Source organism: Embleya sp. NPDC127516, assembly GCF_044765325.1.
In the GTDB taxonomy this organism is placed as follows: Bacteria; Actinomycetota; Actinomycetes; order Streptomycetales; family Streptomycetaceae; genus Embleya.
The window spans coordinates 315,926-337,553 of sequence record NZ_JBIWJT010000011.1 but is presented as its reverse complement, the minus strand read 5'-3'; the positions used below and the strand labels follow the sequence as shown (position 1 = coordinate 337,553).

Below are 21,628 nucleotides of genomic sequence, written 5' to 3'. Positions count from 1 at the left end.
AACGCGGCCGGTGTCGGCGCTAGAAGGGCTGCACCCGGCCCGGTTGCACCGGCAGCGGAGCCGGCGCGCCGGCCCGCGTCTGGTACGTCGGGCGGTCCACCACCTCCAGGCCGATCAGCTCCCAGGGCGGCAGCCCCGCGCTCTGTCGATGCTCGCCCCACAGCCGCATCGCGATCGCCGCCGCGTCGTGCAGGTTGGGCGCCTCCTCCCAGTACCGCACCTCCGCGTGGTCGGCCGCGTAGCGTCCGGCGAGCAGGAACGGGTGCTCGTGGGCGAGCCGTTCCAGCGCCCGCCGCACGTCCTCGGGATCACCCGGCTTGCCGGCGAGGGTGAGCGTGATGTGCCACATGCGGCCCGCGCCGTCGTCGGCCTCCGCCCTCGTGTTGGGCTGTCCCCAGGGGCGGTCCCCACGCTCCGGCACGGCCGGCCTCCCGTCGGCGAGCTGCTGATCTTCCGTGGTCGTCGCTCAGCGGCGCAGCAGCACCAGATCGTCGCGGTGGACGACCTCGCGCTCGTAGGCCGGACCCAACTCCCGGGCCAACTCTCGGGTCGATCGCCCGAACAGGCCCGGCAGTTCCTTCGCATCAAAGTTGACCAGTCCGCGGGCCACGATGTGACCGTTTTCGTCAACCAGGTCCACCGGATCGCCGGCGACGAAACCGCCCTGGACACCGGTGATCCCGGCAGGCAGCAGCGAGCTGCGCCGCTCGACGACGGCCCGCACCGCACCGGGGTCGAGGGTGAGGCGACCGCGCGCGGTGCTCGCGTGGGCCAGCCACAGCAGTCGGTCGGCGGTGCGAACTCCGGTGCGGTGGAAGAGCGTTCCGGTGTCCTTGCCGGCCAGCGCGTCGGATGCGAAACGGGCTGCGGTGAGCACCACGGGGATGCCCGCCGAGGTCGCGATACCCGCCGCCTCGACCTTGGTCACCATGCCGCCGGTGCCCACACCGGCCTTGCCGGCCTTGCCGATCTCGATGCCCTCGAGATCCTCGGGGCCGTGCACGAACGGAACCCGCGAGGAGGTCGACTTGGCCGGGTCGCCGTCGTAGAGCCCGTCCACGTCGGAGAGCAGCACGAGCAGATCGGCGTGCACGACGTGGGCGACCAGCGCGGCGAGTCGGTCGTTGTCGCCGAACCGGATCTCCTCGGTGGCCACCGTGTCGTTCTCGTTGACCACCGGCACCGCGCCCATCGCCAGCAGCTTGTCCAGCGTGTTGTAGGCGTTGCGGTAGTGCGCGCGCCGGGTGACGTCGTCGACGGTCAGCAACACCTGGCCCACCCGCAGGCCGTAGCGCGCGAACGACGCGGTGTAGCGGGCCACCAGCAGTCCCTGTCCCACGCTCGCGGCGGCCTGCTGGGTGGCCAGGTCGCGTGGTCGGCGGGCCAGTCCGAGCGGGGCCAACCCGGCGGCGATCGCGCCGGAGGAGACCAGGACGACCTGGACCCCCTCGGCCCGCTTGGCCGCTATCACGTCCACGAGGGCGTCGACGCGATCCGCGTCCAGGCCCCCCTGGGCGGTCGTCAACGAAGACGAACCGACCTTGACCACGATGCGGCGCGCGGAGGTCACGTCCTCGCGCGCCGCGCCGGCCCCAGTGAGCACTTCAGGCCCTGCCTTCCCCGTTCGAAAGCATCCGGAATCACCCGGAATCTTCAGGAATCACCATCATCCGAGGAGCGCCCGCCGGTCACGAGTCCGAGAACGGGTCGAACTCCTCGTACTGCGTCTCGATCGCCTCGCGCTCGCGGCGCCGGTCCACCGCCGGGCGGTGGGTCTGCAGGCGGTGGTCCTCGCCGCGTCGGCCCAGCATCTCCGCGCCGGCCGCCACGGTGGGCTCCCAGTCGAAGACCACGCCGGTGACGTCGTCGCCGATGACGACCTCGGCACCGGGGACGGCCCCGGCCGACCACAGCGCCTCCTCGACGCCGAGTCGGGCGAGCCGGTCGGCGAGGTAGCCCACCGCCTCGTCGTTGCTGAAGTCGGTCTGGCGCACCCAGCGTTCGGGCTTGGCCCCGCGCACGATGAAGGCCTCGTCGCGCCGCGTGACGGTGAAGCCGCTGTCGTCGACCGCGGTCGGCCGCAGCACGATCCGGGTGGCCTCCGGCGCCGGCGCGGCGTCGCGCGCGCCCTGCACCTGCGCGGCCATCGCGAAGGACAACTCGCGCAGGCCCGCCCGGCTGACCGCGGAGACCGCGAACACCTGGAGCCCGCGCCCCTCCAGCTCGGCCTTGACCATGTCTGCGAGGTCGTTGCCGTCGGGCACGTCGATCTTGTTCAGCGCGACCATCCGCGGCCGGTCCTCCAAGCCGCCGTACGCCTTCAGCTCGGCCTCGATCGTGTCGAGGTCGCTGATCGGGTCGCGGCCGGGCTCCAGCGTCGCGCAGTCCAGCACGTGGACGAGCGCCTTGCAGCGCTCGACGTGCCGCAGGAACTCCAGGCCCAGTCCCTTGCCCTCGCTCGCGCCGGGGATCAGCCCGGGCACGTCGGCGACGGTGTAGACCACGTCGCCGGCGGTGACCACGCCCAGGTTCGGCACCAGGGTGGTGAACGGGTAGTCGGCGATCTTGGGGCGTGCGGCGCTGAGCGTGGCGATCAGCGAGGACTTGCCGGCGCTCGGGTAACCCACGAGCGCGACGTCCGCGACGGTCTTGAGTTCCAGGACGAAGTCGCCGGCCTCGCCGGGCTCGCCGAGCAGCGCGAAGCCGGGGGCCTTGCGGCGCGGAGAGGCCAGAGCCGCGTTGCCCAGGCCGCCGCGACCGCCCTGGGCGATCACGTAGCTGGCGCCGTTGCCGACCAGGTCCTCGACGAATTCCTCGTCGCCGTTGGGGAGCAGTCGCTTGACCACGGTGCCGTCCGGCACGGGCAGGATCACGTCGGCGCCGTTGGGACCGGTGCGGTTGGCGCCGGCGCCGGGCTTGCCGTTGGTGGCCTTGCGGTGCGGGTGGTGGTGGTACTCGAGCAGTGTGGTGGTGTTGGCGTCCACGACCAGCGTGACATCGCCGCCCCGCCCGCCGTTCCCACCGTCGGGGCCGCCGAGCGGCTTGAACTTCTCCCGGTGGACGGAGGCCACGCCGTGGCCCCCGTTACCCGCCGCGACATGCAGCACGACGCGGTCGACGAAGGTCGTCACGTGGATTCCTCCTCGGCTCCCCGAGCGGGGAGCGAAACACTGTGGACAAACAACCGAGGGCGGACCGCATGGGGTCCGCCCTCGGGTGTCAAAGCGAATGCCGCGGCGTGATTATTCCGCCGGGACGATGTTCACGACGCGACGACCGCGCGCGGTACCGAACTGCACGGCGCCGGCCGACAGCGCGAACAGCGTGTCGTCGCCACCGCGACCGACGTTGGTGCCGGGGTGGAAGTGCGTACCACGCTGGCGGACGATGATCTCGCCGGCGTTGACGACCTGGCCGCCGAAGCGCTTGACGCCGAGGCGCTGAGCGTTCGAGTCACGGCCGTTCCGGGTGGAAGATGCACCCTTCTTGTGTGCCATGTCGCTTCTCCCTACTTCCCGGAGTTGATGCCGGTGATCTTAAGCTGGGTGTGCTGCTGGCGGTGACCCATGCGCTTGCGGTAACCGGTCTTGTTCTTGTACTTCAGAATGTCGATCTTCTTGCCCTTGGTGTGATCGACGACCTCGGCCGTCACCTTCACACCCGCGAGGACCCACGGGTCACTCGTCACGGCTTCACCGTCTACGACGAGGATGGCCTGAAGCTCAACTGCCGTGCCCGCCGCACCGCGAATGCGGTCGACCTGGACGACGTCACCGACGGCAACCTTGTGCTGCCTGCCACCGGCGCGAACGATCGCGTACACCGTGGATCTCTCTCTCTGCAGGGTCCGAGCCCCTGAAGCCAGCCACACCGAACAGAAATCGGGGGCCTCCTCCGAAGCTTGCGATCCGGAGGGTGGTTGCTCAGGAGCCTGTGCCTAAGCACACCAAGGGCAAAGGTTACAGGATGCCCGGGGGCGAAGGCCAAACGGGTCCGTCCCGGGGTTGGACCCCGGGGCGGACCCGTCGTGACTCAGCTTCCGCTCGCCGCCGAAACCGGTTCGGCGCCGTCCACGGCACCCTCCGGCGGACCGGCGGGCCGGGTCGCCCGCCGCGACGTCTTGCGCGGCTTGGCGGCGGCCTTGGCGGGCTTGGCCGGCTCGACCTCGGCGGGGGCCTCGGCGGCCTGCGCCTTGGCCTTGGCCGCGGCCTTCGTGGCCCTGGTCGCCTTCGCGGCCGGCTCCGGCGTCGGCTCGGCGACCGGCTGTTCGGCCGGCGCCTCGCTCGCCGCGGCCTCGGCGGCGACCTTCTTGGCCGACTTCCGAGGCGTCTTCGCGGCGGCGGTCTTCTTCGCCGGCGCGGTCTTGGCCGCGGCCTTCTTGGCGACCGTCTTCTTGGCGGCGGTCTTGCGCACCCGCTTGGCCGGCGCGGGGGCCTCCTCGGCCTCCTCGACGGCCTCGGCCGCCTCCACCACGTCGACCTCGACCGGCTCGGCCTCGATCACCGGCGCCTCGGCCTCGACCTCGGTGGTCGGCTCGGCCTCGACCGGCGGGGCCGGCTCCGGCTCGACGACAACCTCGGCGGCTTCGGCGGTCTCCACGGCCTCGATCGCCTCGGCGACCTCGACCGGCTCGACCGAGCCGAGTGCGGCGACCTCGGGCAGCACGGTGTCCACCGCGACGTCGTCGAGTTCCGGGCCGTCCAGGTCGATCGACTCGTCGGTGTCGACGATCTCGGTGATCGGACCGCTGCCGTTCTTGTCGGCGTTGCCGCCCTTGTTGCGCTTGCGCCGCCCGGAACCGGCGGAGGCACCGTTGCCGTTGCCGCCGTGGCTGTGGCCGCTGTTGCCGTGCCCCTTGGTCTCCGGCGCGTCCATGTGCACGATCACGCCGCGCCCGTTGCACCGCTCGCAGTTCTCCGAGAAGGCCTCGAGCAGACCCTGGCCGACCCGCTTGCGGGTCATCTGGACCAGGCCGAGCGAGGTCACCTCGGCGACCTGGTGCTTGGTCCGGTCCCGGCCCAGGCACTCCATCAGGCGCCGCAGCACGAGGTCGCGGTTGCCCTCCAGGACCATGTCGATGAAGTCGACGACGATGATCCCGCCGAGGTCGCGCAACCGGAGCTGGCGGACGATCTCCTCGGCCGCCTCCAGGTTGTTGCGGGTGACGGTCTCCTCGAGGTTGCCGCCCTGACCGGTGAACTTCCCGGTGTTGACGTCGACCACGACCATCGCCTCGGTGCGGTCGATCACCAGCGAGCCGCCGCTGGGCAGCCAGACCTTGCGGTCCAGCGCCTTCATCAGCTGCTCGTCGATGCGGTACGTCGCGAAGACGTCCACCTCGCTGGTCCACCGCGACAACCGCGGGGCCAGGTCGGGGGCCACGTGGCCGACGTAGTCGTGGACGACGTCCCACGCCTCGTCGCCCGAGACGATCAGCTTGGAGAAGTCCTCGTTGAAGATGTCGCGGATGACCCGAACCGTCATGTCCGGCTCGCCGTACAGCAGCGAGGGCGAACTGGTCGTGATCATCTTGGACTTCTTCTTGATCTCTTCCCACTGCGCCTGCAGCCGCGTCACGTCGCGGGTCAGGTCCTCCTCGGTCGCGCCCTCGGCGGCGGTGCGCACGATGACGCCCGCGTTCTCCGGCACGATCTTCTTGAGGATGGTCTTCAGCCGCGCCCGCTCGGTGTCCGGGAGCTTGCGGCTGATCCCGGTCATGGTGCCCTCGGGCACGTAGACCAGGTACCGACCGGGCAGCGAGACCTGGCTGGTCAGCCGGGCGCCCTTGTGGCCGATCGGGTCCTTGGTGACCTGTACCAGGACCGACTGGCCGGGCTTGAGCACGGCCTCGATCCGGCGCGGGCCGCTGAAGCCCGCCGCCTCGAAGTTGACCTCGCCGGCGTACAGCACCGCGTTGCGGCCCTTGCCGATGTCGACGAAGGCGGCCTCCATCGACGGCAGCACGTTCTGGACCTTGCCCAGGTAGACGTTGCCGACGTACGAGGTGGCCTGCTCCTTGTTGACGTAGTGCTCGACGAGCACGTCGTCCTCGAGCACGCCGATCTGGGTGCGCTCGCCGTTCTGCCGGACGACCATCACCCGCTCGACCGCCTCGCGGCGGGCCAGGAACTCCGACTCGGTGATGATCGGCACCCGCCGACGGCCCTGCTCGCGCCCCTCGCGGCGGCGCTGCTTCTTGGCCTCCAGGCGGGTCGAGCCCTTGACGCCCTGCACCTCGTCGGTCGGGCTCTCGCTGAGCGCCTCACGCTTGCGCGGCTCGCGCACCTTGACCACGGTGCGCTCGGGGTCGTCCTGCGGCTCGGCCGCGACGTCGTCGGCCGCACCGTCACGACGGCGGCGCCGACGCCGACGCCGGCTGCTCGTGGTCGCCCCGGGGTCGCCCGGCTCGTCGGTGTCCTCGTCGTCGTCGGGACCGTCGCCGACGCCCTCGGCCTGCTGCTCGCCGTCCTCGTCGGAGCCGCCGTCCTCGGCACCGTCGTCACCGCGACCGCGGCGACGACGACCACCGCGCCGACGGCGACGGGTCGGGCGGTCGCCCTCGGTGTCGTCCTCGTGCGCTTCGGAGCCCTCCGGCTCCTGCGCGGCCTCGGGCTGCTCGGTCGCGGTGACCGCGCGGCCCACGTGCCGCTCCTGCTCGTCCTGGTAGCGCGAGTCCTGCGGCTCGGCCTCGGCCGCCGTGTGCACCTCGTCCACCGGCAGCGCACGGCGTCGGCGACGCCGACCACGCGGCTCGTCCGACTCGGTGCGGGTCTCGGTCTCGGGCTCGGCGGCGGCGGGCGCCGGGGCCGGCTCGGCCGCGCGCTGGGGCTCGGCGAAGACGGCCGCCTGCGGGGCCTGGAACAGCGGCTGGAACACCGGCGGCGGCGTCTTGCGACCACTGCGGGTCCGCGGCTCGGGTGCGGCCTCGGGCTCCGGCTCGGGCGCGGCCTCGACGACCGGCTCGGCCTCGGCGACGGGGGTCTCCTCGATCGCCTCGGCGGCGGGCACCGCCCGCTTGCGGGTACGCCGGGTACGCCGCGGTGCCTCCTCGGCCGGCTCGGCCTCGGTCTCCGGCTGCCCGGACTCGGCCCGGGCCGGCTCGGGAGCGGGCTCGGGCACGACCTCGTCCGGGGTCGCCTCGGGAGCGACCGCCGCCCGCTTGCGGGTACGCCGGACTCGCCGGGGTGCCTCCTCGGGCTCCGGCTCGACCTCGGCCGGCGCGGCCTCGGCGGCCTCCGCCGGTGCGGCCGCGGCCTCGGCCGTGTCGGTCACCGGCGCGGTCACCCGCTTGCGGGTGCGCCGCGCACGTCGCGGGGCCTCCGGCTCGGGCTCGGGCTCGGGCTCGACCACCGCGGCCTCCTCGGCCTCCGGCTCCTCCTCGTCGGAGGGCTCGGCAACCTCGGGTGTCACGGCAGCCGGAACCGGCGCGGCCTCGGCAGAGGGCACGCTCGGCGGTCCTGCGGGTCGACTGGCGGCCCTGCGACGGCGGCGGGGTGCCGGCGTCGTGGCCGTGTCGTCCTTCGTGCTGTTGTCGTTGTCGGAAGTACCGGAGTTCACAACCCCGGGTGTACCTGATGTCTCAGGCGTGTCGTTGGGCTCGGTGTCGAGCATGCGGGTCTGTCTCCCGTCACGCTTCCGGGCGCTCCAACGCAGGGCGCCGCGCGGAAGCTTCTCTCTCACTCGCCGGTCCCGGCCTTGCGGCCGTGACCGGGCGATAAGTCTGTCGGAAATTCAAGCCTTGGGCCTCGTGTACCCGGTCGTCACCGATTCGAGGCTTCGACGACGGGTTCTGCACCGCCCTGCGGGCCGGTCCGGAGTACCTCGTCCCCCTGTGAGGTGTGCTCCACCGCCGATGCTGCTGCGCGGTCGGGCGCGAGCGGGTCGGTCACCGAATCGGTCGCGGCGTCGAGCGGCCCCTGCGCCAGGCGGGTGACCGCGGCGGCGGTGGGCGTAACAAGTTCGGCGACCATGCGAAGACCGGACAGAACGTCGTCGGGTCGAACGGCGGGTGTGGTGTGCCGGACAACCAGTCGCAGTATCGCACAAGGTGCGGCACTACCCGCATCGACACCCGGGTGACCTGCGTCGTTCCCGTCGGGGGTGGTGACGGTCAGCGCGATCACCGCCTCTCGGGCGTCGAATGTGCGCATTCCGTTCTTGCTCATCCGCTGGACCTCGACGGTCTCCGCGGCCAGGAACACGCCGACCGCCCGCTCGGCCTCCTCGTGGGTGACCCCGGCGAGAAGCAGCTCCCAGACCGACGCCTCGAGGCGTTCGGGCAGGTTGCCGCCGTGTGCCTCGACGATCTCGAGCACGTCGAGACCGCTCGGCAGCGATGCGTCGAGCAGGTCTCGCAGTCGCGCCGGGTCACAGTGCGTGGCCACGCCGATCTCGAGGTACTCGGCCTCGCTGGCGACGCCGGTGGGCGCCGCTCCCGCGTAGGACACCTTGGGGTGGGGGGTGAAACCGGCGGAATAGGCCATCGGCACTTCCGCCCGACGCAGGGCCCGCTCGAACGCGCGCTGAAAATCCCGGTGGCTGGTGAACCGGAGGCGGCCGCGCTTGGTGTACCGGAGGCGCAGTCGCTGGACCGTCGGCGCGGGCGGCGGTCCCTCGGGCGTACGTCGTGCCAGTTTCGCTCAGTCCTTGGCTCAAGTGGGTGGGCAGAAGTCGATCCAAGCGTACGGCCATCGGACGGGTCGGGTCAGCGGCCCCCGATTCCCATGGCCCGCAGCACCTCCCCGGTGGCCCGGCCGATCGGCCGCAGGATGGTGCGGCCGACCCAGCGCAGCGGTGCCACGACGACGAATCGCCACACGGCGCGGATGGCCCTGCCGATCGGCGTGAGCACGTTGCGCCACGCCCAGGACACCGGCAGTACCACCAGGTGGTGCCAGACCACGGCGATGCCGCGACCGATCGGGACCAGTACGGCCCGCCACAACCACGACAGCGGCCGGACGATCAGGAAGTTCAGGACGGCGGTGGACACTTCCCACGCGAACCGCAGCGCCTGCAGCGTCACGCGTCCGACCGGACGCAGCACGTACCGCCACAGCCACGTCGCGGGCTTGAGCAGCACGTACCTGAACAGGAAGACGAGTGGGCGGATCAGCAGGTGGGTCACCAGCCACGCGATCGCGTTGCCGATCGGAACCAGGATGTAGCGGCCGACGAAGCTGAGCACCGGGTACAGGAACCAGTCCCACAGCAGAATCTTCAGACCCTTGAGGATCGGCCGCAGGAACCAGGTCCAGAACAGGAACTTGATCCCCCTGCCGATCAGTCGCAACAACTCCCACAGCAGCCGCAGCGGGACCACGATGATCAGCGCGATGATCCGGGCCGGCCAGCGGACCACCGCGTACAGGCACCCCTCGCCCGGTTCGGGGCCGCCGGCGGTGCGCGTGCCTTCGGCGCGCTGCTGCCACGTCGGTTCGGGCCCGCTCGGCGGCCCCGGCCGGTGATTGCTCGTCGACGGCGTCCACGGCGCCGGTTCCGGTTGCTCCCCGTTTGCATTCACCCGGGAAGATTAGTGGCCCTGCCACCGACAAGGAGCCGGGACCACCATTGCTGCCTCGTGTGACCATGCGACTACCCGACGGCGCGCACCGACGGCCCGGCTCGACCGCGCGTCGACCCGCGCCGCCGCCTAGGTGCACTCGGCGCCGCCGACGAGGCAGGCGAACCCGACTGCGCCCGAAGGGCTGGGCAGCTTCCGTCGGTTGGTGCAGGGTGTAGGCCGGAAGGGTCCCGCACTCTTGCGACGACTTCGTAAAGGCGGTGCACAGTGGCAAAGATGAATGAAATCGGAACAATCGCCTATGAATTGGGGAAACTGTTCCGCAGCAAGCTCACCCAAGGGCCGGTCGGAGCGTCACCGGCGAAGGAGACCGATGGCGAGGCTCCGACCCCCGCACCCGACCCACTGCGATACATGCCCAAGGAGCAGAGGCGGCGCGCCGCCAGGGACAACCAGCAGCGGTTTCCCCCGAATTCCGTAGCGAGGCCGGGCGTGGGAAAGGACACCAAGAAGCGCGAGCCAAAGGATCTCGAGAAGCCCGGACCCCCAGCACGCGCGGTGTCGGATTCCGAAGCGACAAAAGCGTTCGGGGAGAGCCTCCGCGCGGACGTCGCCGCCTTCCGGGACAAGGAATTGCTCGGGAAGAAGCCCGCCCCCCGGGCCAAGGCGCCAGACGTCGACAAGTCGTTGGCGAAGAGCGCGGCAACGGGTTTCGTACCCGCCGCGGGTGGCGGAGCGTCCGGCCGTTCGTCCGCCGCCGTGGAGGTCAACCGCCACGAACCGTCACGCACCCTCGGCGTGAGCAGGGTCGGCGCCGGGGCGGAGCTGAAGCAGAACCTCGAAAAGTAACGCGGCATCCGGCACCGCCTCGCCCGCCGCAGCGCCCCGCACGGAAACGAAAAGCGGCCGGACTCGCCGTCCGACCGCCTGTTCGTTCCGAGCCCCGGAGGGCCCACGCCTCATCCCGGTGCTAGCCCTGCGCGGCCGGTTGCTTGACCGACAGCGGCAGCAACTTCTGGCCCGTGGGGCCGATTTGGATCTCCGTGCCCATTTGCGGACATACGCCGCAGTCGAAGCAAGGGCTCCAGCGGCAGTCGTCGACCTCGGTTTCGTCGAGGGCGTCCTGCCAGTCCTCCCACAGCCAGTCCTTGTCCAGGCCGGAGTCGAGGTGGTCCCACGGGAGCACCTCGTTCCACTCGCGTTCGCGGGTGGTGTACCAGTTCAGGTCCACCGGCTCGTCGGCCAGCGCCTTGTCGGCGCAGCGCACCCAGCGGTCGTAGCTGAAGTGTTCGCTCCAGCCGTCGAATCGGCCGCCGTCCTCCCAGACCGCGCGGATGATCCGGCCCACCCGGCGGTCGCCGCGCGAGAGCAGGCCCTCGATCGCGCCCGGCTTGCCGTCGTGGTAGCGGAAGCCGATCGACTTGCCGTACTGCCGGTCCGCGCGGATCGCGTCGCGCAGCTTGTGCAGTCGCGCGTCGGTGGCTGCGGGGTCGAGCTGCGGGGCCCACTGGAACGGGGTGTGCGGCTTGGGCACGAACCCGCCGATCGACACCGTGCAGCGGATGTCCCGGCTCCCGGAGACCTCGCGGCCCTTCTGGATGACCTTCTTGGCCATGTCCGCGATCTGCAGCACGTCCTCGTCGGTCTCGGTGGGCAGGCCGACCATGAAGTAGAGCTTCACTTGGCGCCAGCCGTTGCCGTACGCGGTGGCGACCGTGCGGATGAGGTCCTCCTCGGACACCATCTTGTTGATCACCTTGCGCAGCCGCTCGCTGCCGCCCTCGGGGGCGAAGGTCAGACCCGAGCGGCGACCGTTGCGGGTCAGCTCGTTGGCCAGGTCGATGTTGAACGCGTCCACCCGGGTGGACGGCAGCGACAGGCCGATCTTGTCGTCGGTGTAGCGGTCCGCGAGGCCCTTGGCCACCTCGGCGATCTCGGTGTGGTCGGCGGAGGACAACGACAGCAGGCCGACCTCCTCGAAGCCGGTCGCCTTCAGGCCCTTGTCGACCATCTCGCCGATGCCCTTGATGCTGCGCTCGCGCACCGGCCGGGTGATCATGCCGGCCTGGCAGAACCGGCAACCGCGGGTGCAGCCGCGGAAGATCTCCACCGACATGCGCTCGTGCACGGTCTCGGCGAGCGGGACCAGCGGCTGCTTGGGGTAGGGCCACTCGTCGAGGTCCATCACGGTGTGCTTGGACACCCGCCACGGCACGCCCGAGCGGTTCGGCGCGACCCGCTGGATCCGGCCGTCGTCGAGGTAGTCCACGTCGTAGAAGCGCGGCACGTAGACGTTGCCGGTGACCGCGAGGCGGAACAGCAGTTCGTCCCGACCGCCCGGGCGGCCCTCGGCCTTCCAGGCCCGGATGATGTCGGTGATCTGGAGCACGGCCTGCTCGCCGTCGCCGACCACGGCGCAGTCGATGAAGTCCGCGATCGGCTCGGGGTTGAACGCGGCGTGTCCGCCGGCGAGCACGATCGGGTGGTCCTCGGTGCGGTCCTTGGCCTCGATCGGGATCCCGGCCAGGTCGAGCGCGTTGAGCATGTTCGTGTAGCCCAGCTCGGTGGAGAAGCTCAGCCCGAACACGTCGAACGCGCCGACGGGCCGGTGGCCGTCCACGGTGAACTGCGGCACGTCGTGCTCGCGCATCAGCTTTTCCAGGTCGCCCCACACCGCGTAGGTACGCTCCGCGAGCACGTCGGCGACCTCGTTGAGAACCTCGTACAGGATCATCACGCCCTGGTTGGGCAGGCCGACCTCGTACGCGTCCGGGTACATCAGCGCCCAGCGGACCGTGCACGCGTCCCAGTCCTTGACGGTCGAGTTGAGCTCGCCACCGACGTACTGGATGGGCTTCTGCACCTGGGGCAGAAGCGGCTCCAGACGCGGGAACAGGGACTCGACGGGCATGGCGGTCCTTCCGATGGGGCTGGGAGGGGGATCGACCTCCCAGCCTAACGCGATCCGGGCGGACCCCCTACCGGGTTGCCCGGTGGGGGCCCGCCCGCGACGGGTGGCCGGCGGCCTGTGCGAGGCCGACGGGCCGGCTCGGCTCAGGCCGACTTGAAGGCGCCGGCGTGCCGCATGTGCACCGACTGCAACAGCCCTATCCCCATCCAGATCGCGAACATCGACGATCCGCCGTAGGAGACGAACGGCAGCGGCAACCCGGCCACCGGCATGATGCCCAGGTTCATCCCGACGTTCTCGAACGCCTGGAAGGCGAACCAGGCGACCACGCCGGCCGCGACGATCGTGCCGTACAGGTCGTCGGCGTGCAGCGCGATCCGGATCCCGCGCCACAGCAGGATCCCGAACAGCGCGATGATCACGCTGCAGCCGATGAAGCCCAGTTCCTCGCCCGCCACCGAGAAGACGAAGTCGGTCTGCTGTTCGGGTACGTACTGGCCACTGGTCTGCTCGCCGTGGAACAGCCCCTTGCCGGTGAGCCCGCCCGAGCCGATCGCCAGCCGGGCCATCACGGTGTTGTAGCCGACGCCGCCCGGATCGAAGTCCGGATTGGCGAAGGCCCGGAACCGGTCGATCTGGTATTCGCTGAGCAGCCCGAGGCGCACGACCGCGCCCGCGCCGGCCGCGGCCATCATGATCAGCGCGATCATCCAGCGCGCCCGCGTACCGGACGCGAGCAGCACGCCGAGCACGATCATCGCCAGCACCATGACCGAACCGAGGTCGGGCATCAGCATGATCACCGCCATCGGCAGCGCCGCCACCGCCAGCGCCCAGAACACCGCCTTGTCGCCCGGTCTGGCCAGGTCCCCGGTGTCCACCCGTTCGGACAGGATCATCGCCATGCACAGGATGATCGCGATCTTGGCCAACTCGGCGGGCTGCACCGAGAAACCAGCGCCCAGTTGGATCCAGGCCCGCTGACCGTTGATCGTGCTGCCCAGCGGGCTGAGCGCGGCCATCAAGCCGAGCACGGCGACGATCCCGACGAACGGCGCGAAGGCCCTTATCCGACGGTGACCGATTATCGCCACCACTGTTGCCAGAACCAGCCCGATCGCCAGATTGAGCAGGTGCCGCTTGAAGAAGAACTGCGGGTCGCCGCCGGTGAGTCCGCGCCGATTGCGGGTCGCGGACCACACCAGCAGGGAGCCCACCACGGACAGCGCGAGCGCCGGGCCCAGGAGTATCCAGTCCAGCCGACGCACCGGGGCGTCGCGCTGGATGATCTGTCGGGTGATCGACCGGCGCGGGGTGAACACCGGCGCGAGTCGGCCCAGGTCCGGTGTACCGAATCCGGCCACCCGCGAGGCGGGTCGCAGTTTCAGGCTCATGTCCCTCTCCCCGTCCGGTAGACCACGCGATCGGGCGGCAGTGCCCCGGGCGCGGACATCGCGGTAGTGGTGGGAGCGTTGTTCCCGCCCGGGTGCGGCGGGAGCAGGTGGGCGGCCGGCACGACGGTGCCGTCCTCCTTGACGTGCGGCAGCCCCGTGGGCGGGGCGGGCAGCAACGCCTTGGCCGGGTCGATCGCGCCCTTCTCGTCGACGCCGAGCAGCGCTTCGTAGATCTTGCGGACGGACGGACCCGAGGTACCGGAGCCGGTGCCGCCCTGGCTGACCATCATCACCACGGCGTACTGCGGGCCGTCCTTGGGCCCGCCGTAGGTGGCGAACCAGGACGTGCTCTGCTTTCCGTACACCGAGCCGGTGCCGGTCTTGGCCGCTATCGGCATCTCCGCGTTCGGCCAGTTGGCGAAGACGCCGGCCGCGGTGCCGTTCATCTCGACGCCGATCAGCGCGTTCTGCAGGTACTTCACCGTCGCGTCGCTTATCGGCAGCTTGGCCGTCGCCTGTGGCTGGATCTCGCGCACGAGCTTGCCCTCCGGGCTGATCACGGCCTTGCCGATGGACGGCTTCCACAACGTGCCGCCGTTGGCGATGGCCGCGTACACCCGGGCCATCTGCAACGGGGTGACCGTGGTGTCGCCCTGGCCGATCGCGAAGTTGATCGCGTCACCGGCGCGGAACTGCCACCCGTCGACACAGTTCTCCTTGGCGATCTTGTCCACGTACTCGTTGCCGGTGTCGCCCTGCTTGCACCACGCGTCCTTGTTCTGCTCCCAGTTGCGCTTCTTCCAGGCCCGGTCGGCGATCCGGCCGCCGGACTCGCCGGGCAGGTCGATCCCGGTGGGCGCGCCCAGGCCGTAGTTCTTGGCCATGGTGACCATCGGGTCCTTGGGGTTCTTGCCGAAGATCCCGCCGTCCTTGAGCCACATGTCGTAGCCGATGCCGTAGAAGACGGTGTTGCAGGAGACCTCCAGCGCACGCTGGAGCGAGATCGGGCCGTAGCCCCTGGACTCCAGGTTGTTGAAGGTCGTGCCGCCGACCGTGATGCTGGGCGAGCAGTCGTAGTTGGCCTTGGTGGAGTAGCCCGACTCGGCGGCGGCCGAGGTGGAGATCACCTTGAAGATCGAGCCCGGCGCGAACTGACCCTGTATGGCCCGGGCCACCAGCGGTACGCCGGCCTTCTCGTCGGTGAGCGCCTTGTAGTCCTCCGGCGAGATGCCGCCCACCCACACCGACGGGTCGTAGTTGGGCGCGCTGGCCATCGCGATCACCCGGCCGGTCTTGATGTCCATCACCACGGCCGCGCCCGCGTCGGCGACGAAGTTCTTGTGCGTGTTGCCCGCGTCGAAGGTCGCCCGGGCCCGCTTCATCGCCTCGTCCAACTGCTGCTCGGTGATCGCCTGGATCTTCGCGTCGATGCTGGTCACCAGGTGGTTGCCGGGCACCGGCGCGGTCTCCGAGACGGTGCCGGTGACCCGGCCGAGGTGGTCCACGGACAGCCCGGTGACCCCGGACTTTCCGCGCAGGTCCGCGTCGTAGGTGCGCTCCAGACCGCTGCGGCCGACCTCGTCGGCGCGCTGGAGGTCCTTCTTGCCCTCGGCCTTCTGCTTGCTCAACTCGTCGTCGGAGACCGGCGAGAGGTAGCCCACGACGTGTGCGCCGTTGGCCCCCTCGGGCGCCGGGTACTGCCGCACGGCGGTGGGCTCGGCGGTCACCCCGGGGAAGTCCTCGCGATGCTCCATGATGGTCAGCGCCTGCTCGGTGGTGGCGTTGTCGGTGACCGGGATCGGCTGGTACGGCGAGCCGTTCCAGCACGGCTTGGGCACGTTGCGCTCGCACAGCCGGGTGCGCGCCTTGACCTCGTCGGCGGGCAGTTGCAACACCTCGGCGAGCCGGGTCAGCACGGCGGCGCCGGAGTCGGGCATCCGCAGCAGTTCGGTGCGGCTGACCGAGACCACCAGCGCGGTGCGGTTGTTGACCAGCGGGAGGCCCTTGTCGTCGAGGATCTGCCCGCGCACGGCCGGGGTCACCACGTCTCGGACCTGGTTCTGCGACGCGGCCGCGGCGTAGTGGTCGCCCTCGCGGATCTGCAGGTACCACAGCCGGCCGAAGAGGGTGATCATCAGCGACAGGACCAGGATCTGCAGGATCACCATACGGGCCCGCACGCTGTGCGCGCCGTCTCCCTTGGAGCGGCCGGAGTTGAGCAGGCTGGGCATGCGTTTACGCATCTTGGGCGTTCACCCCCTACCGGGACAGGCCCGAGAGCATCGGTTTGGGATCCACCTTGCGGGCCAGCGCCATCACCCACGGCACCACGAACGGCGCCAGGATCGCGTCGTAGACCACCGCGGTCAGCAGCAGCTTGGTCAGCCCCACCTGGCGCACCGCGCCGTCGCCGACCAGCGCGCCGACCGCCGCGTACAGCACGGTGGTGCCCGCCGCGGCGACCGCGACCACGGCGATCGGCGTGAGTACCGAGCGTCTGGGGCTGCGCGAGACGAACAGGCCGGCGACGTACCCGGCCAGGCACAACACGAAGGCGTACCGGCCCGCCGCGTGGTCGGCGGGCGGCGCGAGGTCGGCACACAGGCCGGCCGCGAAGCCGATCACGCAGCCGGCGGTGGGCCCGTACGTCAGCGCGAGCCCGACCACCACCAGGAGCAACAGGTCCGGCACCGCACCGGGCAGACCGAGCCGGGCGAGCACGCTCACCTGGACCACGAGCGCGACGACGATCAGCAGCGCGGCATAGAACACGCGGGAGATCCGCACCGTCTCAGTCCCTTCCGGTCGGTGGGGTCGCGCCGCCGGGCGGCGGCTTGCGGCGTGCGTCGGCGGCGTTGGCGTTGTTGGTCCGGGTCCCGCCGGCGGGCGGCTTCGCGGCCGAGGCACCCTTGGGCGGCTCGGTGCTCGCGGGCGGCGCCGGCGGCACGGGCGGCGTACTCGGCGGCGCGGCCGCCTCCTGGATCGGCGGTGGCAGCACCGCGTCGCGCGGGTCGGTGCGCGGCGGTTCGATCACCACGCCCACCGTGTCCAGGCCGGAGAAGCGCACGTACGACCGCACCTCGACGCTGCGGGTGAGTTCGCCCGGGGTGTTGCGCACCTCGGCAACCTCGCCCACCGGCACGCCCGGCACGAACGGCTTGCCGCCCTGCGAGCCGAAGGTGACCAGCCGGTCGCCCTTCTTGACCCGGGCCTGCCCGTTGAGCAGCTTGAGGTTCATCGGCTTGTCGCCGCGTCCCGAGGTGATCCCTATCTCCATCGACCCGGCCAGGCGCGTGCCGACCGCGAATCCGGGGTCGGTGGCGAGCAGCACGGTCGAGGTCATCGGACCCACCTGGGTCACCCGGCCGACCAGACCGTCGCCGTTGATCACGGTCATGTCCGGTTTGATGCCGTCGCCCACGCCCGCGTCGAGGGTGACCGTCCAGGAGAAGCCCTGGGCGGGCCCGATGGCGACCACGCGCGCGGGCTTGATCTTGTACTGCCCGGCCGAGGAGACCTTGAGCAGTTTGTCCAATTCGGCCGCGCGATTGCGGTCGAACTCGATGTTGTCCACCTGTTGACGAAGCTTGGCGTTCTCGTCCTGCAGGCGCTTCTTCTCGCTCTCGTGGGATCCCGCGTCCTTGACCGCGTTCACGGCCCGGCCGACGGGGTCCACTGCGGCGGACACGCCGCGTTCGGCGGGGCCGAACACGGCCGAGGCCCAGTCGCGGACATTCGCGATGGGCGAGTTCCGGCCACCGCGGATGTCCACGGTGATGAGGGCGAAAGAGATCGCTAGCAGCAGCACGAGGACCAGCCGACCGTGCCGGGAGTCCCTCACGATGCGCGCCCGCCCCTTTCGTACGTTGCGGCGCTTGTGGGCAGTTGTGGTGTGTGGCCGCGCCGGACCGGATCCGGGGGCGGCGGACCGGCCGACCGCCCCCGCGTCCCGGGTCAGCGGCGTGGTTGGGCGTCCAGTACCTGCTGGAGCTTCTCGTACTCCTCGACGCACTTGCCCGCGCCCAGGGCCACCGAGTCCAGCGGGTTGTCGGCGATGTGGATCGGCATTCCGGTCTCGGTCCGCAGCCGCTCGTCGAGGCCGCGCAGCAGCGCGCCGCCTCCGGTGAGCACGATGCCGCGATCCATCACGTCGCCGGCCAGTTCGGGCGGACACTGGTCCAGCGTGCTCTTGACCGCGTCCACGATGGTGTTGACCGGTTCCTCGATGGCCTTGCGGACCTCGGAGGTGGAGATCACGATCGTCTTGGGCAGGCCGCTGACCAGGTCGCGGCCGCGAATCTCGCTGTGCTCGTCCTCGCCGAGGTCGAAGGCCGAGCCGATCGACATCTTGATTTCCTCGGCACTGCGCTCGCCCAGGAGCAGCGAGTATTCCTTCTTCACGTAGGCGATGATCGCGTTGTCCAACTCGTCGCCGGCCACCCGGATCGACTGCGCCGTGACGATGCCACCGAGCGAGATGACGGCGACCTCGGTGGTGCCGCCGCCGATGTCGACGACCATGTTGCCGGTCGCCTCGTGCACCGGCAGACCGGCGCCGATCGCGGCGGCCATCGGTTCCTCGATGATGTGCACGCTGCGCGCGCCGGCCTGGCTGGACGCCTCGACCACCGCGCGGCGCTCGACGCCGGTGATGCCCGAGGGCACGCAGATCACCACGCGCGGACGGGCCAGGTACCGGCGGCGGTGCACCTTGAGGATGAAGTAGCGCAACATCCGCTCGGTGATCTCGAAGTCGGCGATCACGCCGTCCTTGAGCGGTCGGATCGCCACGATGTTGCCGGGCGTGCGCCCGATCATCTTCTTCGCCTCGGCGCCGACCGCCAGGATGCCCCCGGTAGTGGTGTTCTTGGCGACCACCGACGGCTCGTTCAATACGATGCCGCGGCCTCTGACGTACACCAGCGTGTTGGCCGTACCGAGGTCGACCGCCATGTCACGACCGATGAACGACAAGTTGTTCGCCATATAAAGAACCTAGGGCCTTCCCGAGCTCGTAGCCATGAGGACATGAGCCGGCCGAGGGACGTCGCACCGACGACACCGGATCGACCGACCAACATCGTAGGCACGGGTGTACCGGCGGCAGAACCGCGACGTACCGGGGCACGGCTGCACCCTCCATCCACCATGACGTGATCACGGGGTGAGGGGTTGCGTGCCACGCGCGGCAAGTGGAGGGATTTCCCTCTAACAGCGCACGGCCGGCGCCCGATCGGCGTCCCGGCGGGTCGTGTGGAGGTCCACACGGCGTGGTCGCGAAAAAAATCGATCTCCCGCGCGGCCCGCGCGCGTCGCGCGGCATTCGCCCTTCATCGCGACACGTGCGTCACGGCGGGAATCGACACGGCACGGGCCCGGCCCGGCGCGTGGGGTTGGCGAACACCCCGGGCGCCGCGACCGGACGCTCAGGCGTGCTCGGGGAAGAAGTTCTTGATCTCGCGCTCGGCGGACTCCGGCGAGTCGGAGCCGTGCACGATGTTCTCCCGGGTGATCGTGGCGAAGTCGCCGCGAATGGTGCCCGGCAGGGCCTTGATCGGGTCGGTGACGCCGGCGAGCACGCGGAAGGACTCGATCACCCGCTCGCCTTCGACGATCAGCGCCACGGACGGGGCCGAGGTCATGAACTCCACGAGCGGGGCGTAGAACGGCTTGCCCTCGTGCTCGGCGTAGTGCCGCTCGATCGTCTCGCGGTCCATCACCCGCAGATCGAGCGCGGCCAGGGTGAAGCCCTTGCGCTCGATACGGCCGATGACCTCACCGACGAGACCACGCCGGACTCCGTCCGGCTTGACCAGGACGAGCGTGCGCTCGGACACGTTGGCTCCTTGCTTCCTCGAAAGGGGGGTACGGGCACAGACCTCGCGACCCGACGAACGGTCAACGCCCAGAGCCTATCCGGGGTAACGCATCAACCTTTCGGCCGTACGCCTTCAGTCACTCGGCGGTAGCCATCCGGGCCGCCTTGGCGGCGTCGATGATCCGCCCGACCCGGATGCAGCCGTACCAGATGGCCGCGAACACCACGCCGATCAGGAACATCATCGGGACCACGAAACCGGTCACGAACAGGCCCAGTTGCAGCGCCCAGCCGGCGGTGATCGCCCACGGTTCCTTGAGCTTGGCGCACAGCAGCACGCAGAAGAGCGCGGACGGCCCGGCGACCGCCCACAACACGCCGGTGGAGATGTCGGTGAGTCGCATCGCGACCAGCGCGGCGAGGCAGATCACCATGGCCTGGCCGATCAGGTGGGTCGAACACAGCGCGCGCATGCTCAGGCGTCCCTTCCGTTGCGATGGCCGGCTCCCCCGGTGTCGGCGCCCTTGAGCAGCACCCGGGCCTCGCCGACGGTGACCACGGAGCCGGTGATCAGCACGCCCGCGCCGCCGAGGTCGCCCTCCTCCTCGGCCAGCGTGACGGCGGCCTCGATCGCGTCCGGCAGGGCCGGCTGCACGTCGACCCGGTCCGCGCCGAACACCTCGACCGCGAGCGCGGCGAGTTCGTCGACCGGCATCGCGCGTGGTTGCGAGTTCCGCGTCACCACGACCTCGGCGAGCACCGGTTCGAGCGCCTCCAGCACACCTCGCACGTCCTTGTCGCCCATCACGCCGACCACGCCGACCAGATGCCGAAAGTCGAACGAGTCGGTCATCGCCTGCGCGACGGCCCGGGCGCCGGCGGGGTTGTGCGCGGCGTCGATCAGCACGGTGGGGCTGCGCCGGACGATCTCGAGTCGGCCCGGCGAGGTGACCGACGCGAACGCCTCGCGGACCAGGTCCGCGTTCAGCGCGCCACCGCTGGTGAGCCCTGGTCGATCGGCCACCCCGACGCCCATGAACGCCTCCACGGCGGCCAGCGCGACCGCCGCGTTGTGCGCCTGATGGCTGCCGTGCAGCGGCAGGAAGACGTCCTCGTACTCCCCCGCCAGGCCGCGCAGGGTGAGCAACTGGCCGCCGACCGCCAGGTCGCGCCGGACCACGCCGAACTCCATGCCCTCGCGGGCCACCGTCGCGTCCACCTCGACCGCGCGTCGGATCAGCGCCTCGGCCGCGTCCACCGGCTGTTGCGCCAGCACGACCAGGCTGTCCTTCTTGATGATCCCGGCCTTCTCCACCGCGATCTCGCCGGGCGTGCCACCGAGCCGGGCGACGTGGTCCAGCGCGATCGGGGTGACCACGGCGACCGTGCCGTCCACCACGTTGGTCGCGTCCCACGTGCCGCCCATGCCGACCTCGACCACCGCGACGTCCACCGGCGCGTCGGCGAACGCGGCGTACGCCATCGCGGTGATCACCTCGAAGAAGGACAGTCGGTACGGCTGCGCGGCGTCCACGATGTCGATGTAGGGCCGGATGTCGTGGTAGGTCTCCACGAACCGCTCGGCGCTGATCGGCTCGCCGTCCAGGCTGATCCGCTCGGTCATCGACTCGACATGCGGGCTGGTGAAGCGGCCGGTGCGCAGTTGGAACGCGCGCAGCAGCGCCTCGATCATCCGGGCCGTGCTGGTCTTGCCGTTGGTGCCGGTGATGTGGATGACCGGGTACGCCCGCTGGGGTTCGCCGAGCACGTCCATCAGCGCGACCACGCGGTCGGTGGACGGGTCGAGCTTGGTCTCCGGCCAGCGCCCGATCAGCTCGGCCTCCACGGCGCGCTGCGCGGCCGCTGCCTCGGCGGGGTCTGTCACTGGTGTCACCGGTTCCGATCGAGTTCTTCGGGGGTTGGGGCCGAGCCGGGGTGGCGGCTCGCCGATCGTCCGCGCGGCCCGGGTGGGTGTGCCCGGG

At 70.7% G+C, this 21,628-nt stretch carries 17 protein-coding genes and 1 pseudogene; 1 reads left to right on the top strand and 17 read right to left on the bottom strand.

The window, feature by feature from the left end; genetic code table 11:
• Positions 1-19: 19 nt before the first annotated feature.
• From ACIRL2_RS23335 to ACIRL2_RS23300, 8 genes are all read right to left on the bottom strand, one after another.
• Positions 20-349: a hypothetical protein gene (locus tag ACIRL2_RS23335; protein WP_395863456.1), complete on the bottom strand. Its 330-nt coding sequence runs from the start codon at positions 347-349 to the stop codon at positions 20-22.
• Between the two features lie 117 nt (positions 350-466).
• Positions 467-1,570 (bottom strand): glutamate 5-kinase, encoded by a 1,104-nt coding sequence (gene proB, locus ACIRL2_RS23330; protein ID WP_395863458.1) that lies wholly within the window; start codon positions 1,568-1,570, stop codon positions 467-469.
• A 118-nt stretch (positions 1,571-1,688) separates the two neighbouring features.
• Entirely contained in the window at positions 1,689-3,131 is a 1,443-nt protein-coding gene (gene obgE / locus ACIRL2_RS23325) for a GTPase ObgE (RefSeq protein WP_395862898.1), read from the bottom strand.
• A gap of 111 nt (positions 3,132-3,242) precedes the next feature.
• Positions 3,243-3,497, bottom strand: coding sequence for a 50S ribosomal protein L27 (gene rpmA, locus ACIRL2_RS23320; protein WP_020550744.1), 255 nt, complete (start codon positions 3,495-3,497; stop codon positions 3,243-3,245).
• An 11-nt stretch (positions 3,498-3,508) separates the two neighbouring features.
• Positions 3,509-3,823, bottom strand: coding sequence for a 50S ribosomal protein L21 (gene rplU / locus ACIRL2_RS23315; protein ID WP_380029162.1), 315 nt, complete (start codon positions 3,821-3,823; stop codon positions 3,509-3,511).
• A 209-nt stretch (positions 3,824-4,032) separates the two neighbouring features.
• On the bottom strand, positions 4,033-7,557 hold the full coding sequence (locus ACIRL2_RS23310; protein ID WP_402234292.1) for an Rne/Rng family ribonuclease: 3,525 nt from the start codon (positions 7,555-7,557) through the stop codon (positions 4,033-4,035).
• Positions 7,558-7,760: 203 nt separating this feature from the next.
• Complete coding sequence (locus ACIRL2_RS23305) at positions 7,761-8,633, bottom strand: TIGR03936 family radical SAM-associated protein (protein WP_395863460.1); 873 nt, start codon at positions 8,631-8,633, stop codon at positions 7,761-7,763.
• 71 nt (positions 8,634-8,704) lie between these two features.
• The gene (locus ACIRL2_RS23300) at positions 8,705-9,523 is read right to left on the bottom strand and encodes a hypothetical protein (protein WP_395862902.1); all 819 of its coding nucleotides are present in this window, start codon (positions 9,521-9,523) and stop codon (positions 8,705-8,707) included.
• 276 nt (positions 9,524-9,799) lie between these two features.
• Between ACIRL2_RS23300 and ACIRL2_RS23295 the strand changes: the two genes are divergently transcribed.
• Positions 9,800-10,372, top strand: coding sequence for a hypothetical protein (locus ACIRL2_RS23295; protein WP_402234290.1), 573 nt, complete (start codon positions 9,800-9,802; stop codon positions 10,370-10,372).
• Between the two features lie 121 nt (positions 10,373-10,493).
• On the opposite strand, the gene ACIRL2_RS23290 is transcribed toward ACIRL2_RS23295, so the two are convergent.
• The 9 genes and pseudogenes from ACIRL2_RS23290 to ACIRL2_RS23250 form a co-directional block, all read right to left on the bottom strand.
• Entirely contained in the window at positions 10,494-12,434 is a 1,941-nt protein-coding gene (locus ACIRL2_RS23290; protein WP_395862906.1) for a TIGR03960 family B12-binding radical SAM protein, read from the bottom strand.
• Positions 12,435-12,577: 143 nt separating this feature from the next.
• Positions 12,578-13,828 carry a rod shape-determining protein RodA gene (gene rodA, locus ACIRL2_RS23285; protein WP_395862908.1) on the bottom strand — a complete coding sequence of 417 codons (1,251 nt, stop codon included), beginning with the start codon at positions 13,826-13,828 and terminating at the stop codon, positions 12,578-12,580.
• The gene (gene mrdA / locus ACIRL2_RS23280; protein WP_395863462.1) at positions 13,825-16,059 is read right to left on the bottom strand and encodes a penicillin-binding protein 2; all 2,235 of its coding nucleotides are present in this window, start codon (positions 16,057-16,059) and stop codon (positions 13,825-13,827) included. Before mrdA ends, rodA begins: the two co-directional genes overlap by 4 nt.
• Before the next feature lie 49 nt (positions 16,060-16,108).
• A pseudogene (gene mreD, locus ACIRL2_RS23275) lies at positions 16,109-16,615 on the bottom strand (rod shape-determining protein MreD); the annotation flags it as partial.
• 4 nt (positions 16,616-16,619) lie between these two features.
• A complete protein-coding gene (gene mreC, locus ACIRL2_RS23270) occupies positions 16,620-17,669 on the bottom strand; it encodes a rod shape-determining protein MreC (protein ID WP_402234288.1) in 1,050 nt (349 codons plus the stop codon).
• A 113-nt stretch (positions 17,670-17,782) separates the two neighbouring features.
• Positions 17,783-18,802, bottom strand: coding sequence for a rod shape-determining protein (locus ACIRL2_RS23265; protein WP_026218256.1), 1,020 nt, complete (start codon positions 18,800-18,802; stop codon positions 17,783-17,785).
• A gap of 452 nt (positions 18,803-19,254) precedes the next feature.
• Positions 19,255-19,665 carry a nucleoside-diphosphate kinase gene (gene ndk, locus ACIRL2_RS23260; RefSeq protein ID WP_020550731.1) on the bottom strand — a complete coding sequence of 137 codons (411 nt, stop codon included), beginning with the start codon at positions 19,663-19,665 and terminating at the stop codon, positions 19,255-19,257.
• Between the two features lie 118 nt (positions 19,666-19,783).
• Positions 19,784-20,119 (bottom strand): DUF4233 domain-containing protein, encoded by a 336-nt coding sequence (locus ACIRL2_RS23255; protein ID WP_395862912.1) that lies wholly within the window; start codon positions 20,117-20,119, stop codon positions 19,784-19,786.
• A gap of 2 nt (positions 20,120-20,121) precedes the next feature.
• Entirely contained in the window at positions 20,122-21,531 is a 1,410-nt protein-coding gene (locus tag ACIRL2_RS23250) for a bifunctional folylpolyglutamate synthase/dihydrofolate synthase (protein WP_402234285.1), read from the bottom strand.
• Positions 21,532-21,628 lie beyond the last annotated feature (97 nt).

Excerpts from the sequence above, each read along its gene's own strand:
- ACIRL2_RS23335 (WP_395863456.1), bottom strand. The coding sequence starts at position 349 with ATGTGGCACATCACGCTCACCCTCGCCGGCAAGCCGGGTGATCCCGAG.
- rpmA (WP_020550744.1), bottom strand. The coding sequence starts at position 3,497 with ATGGCACACAAGAAGGGTGCATCTTCCACCCGGAACGGCCGTGACTCG.
- ACIRL2_RS23295 (WP_402234290.1), top strand. The coding sequence starts at position 9,800 with ATGAATGAAATCGGAACAATCGCCTATGAATTGGGGAAACTGTTCCGC.
- ACIRL2_RS23290 (WP_395862906.1), bottom strand. The coding sequence starts at position 12,434 with ATGCCCGTCGAGTCCCTGTTCCCGCGTCTGGAGCCGCTTCTGCCCCAG.
- rodA (WP_395862908.1), bottom strand. The coding sequence starts at position 13,828 with ATGAGCCTGAAACTGCGACCCGCCTCGCGGGTGGCCGGATTCGGTACA.
- mrdA (WP_395863462.1), bottom strand. The coding sequence starts at position 16,059 with ATGCCCAGCCTGCTCAACTCCGGCCGCTCCAAGGGAGACGGCGCGCAC.
- ACIRL2_RS23255 (WP_395862912.1), bottom strand. The coding sequence starts at position 20,119 with ATGCGCGCGCTGTGTTCGACCCACCTGATCGGCCAGGCCATGGTGATC.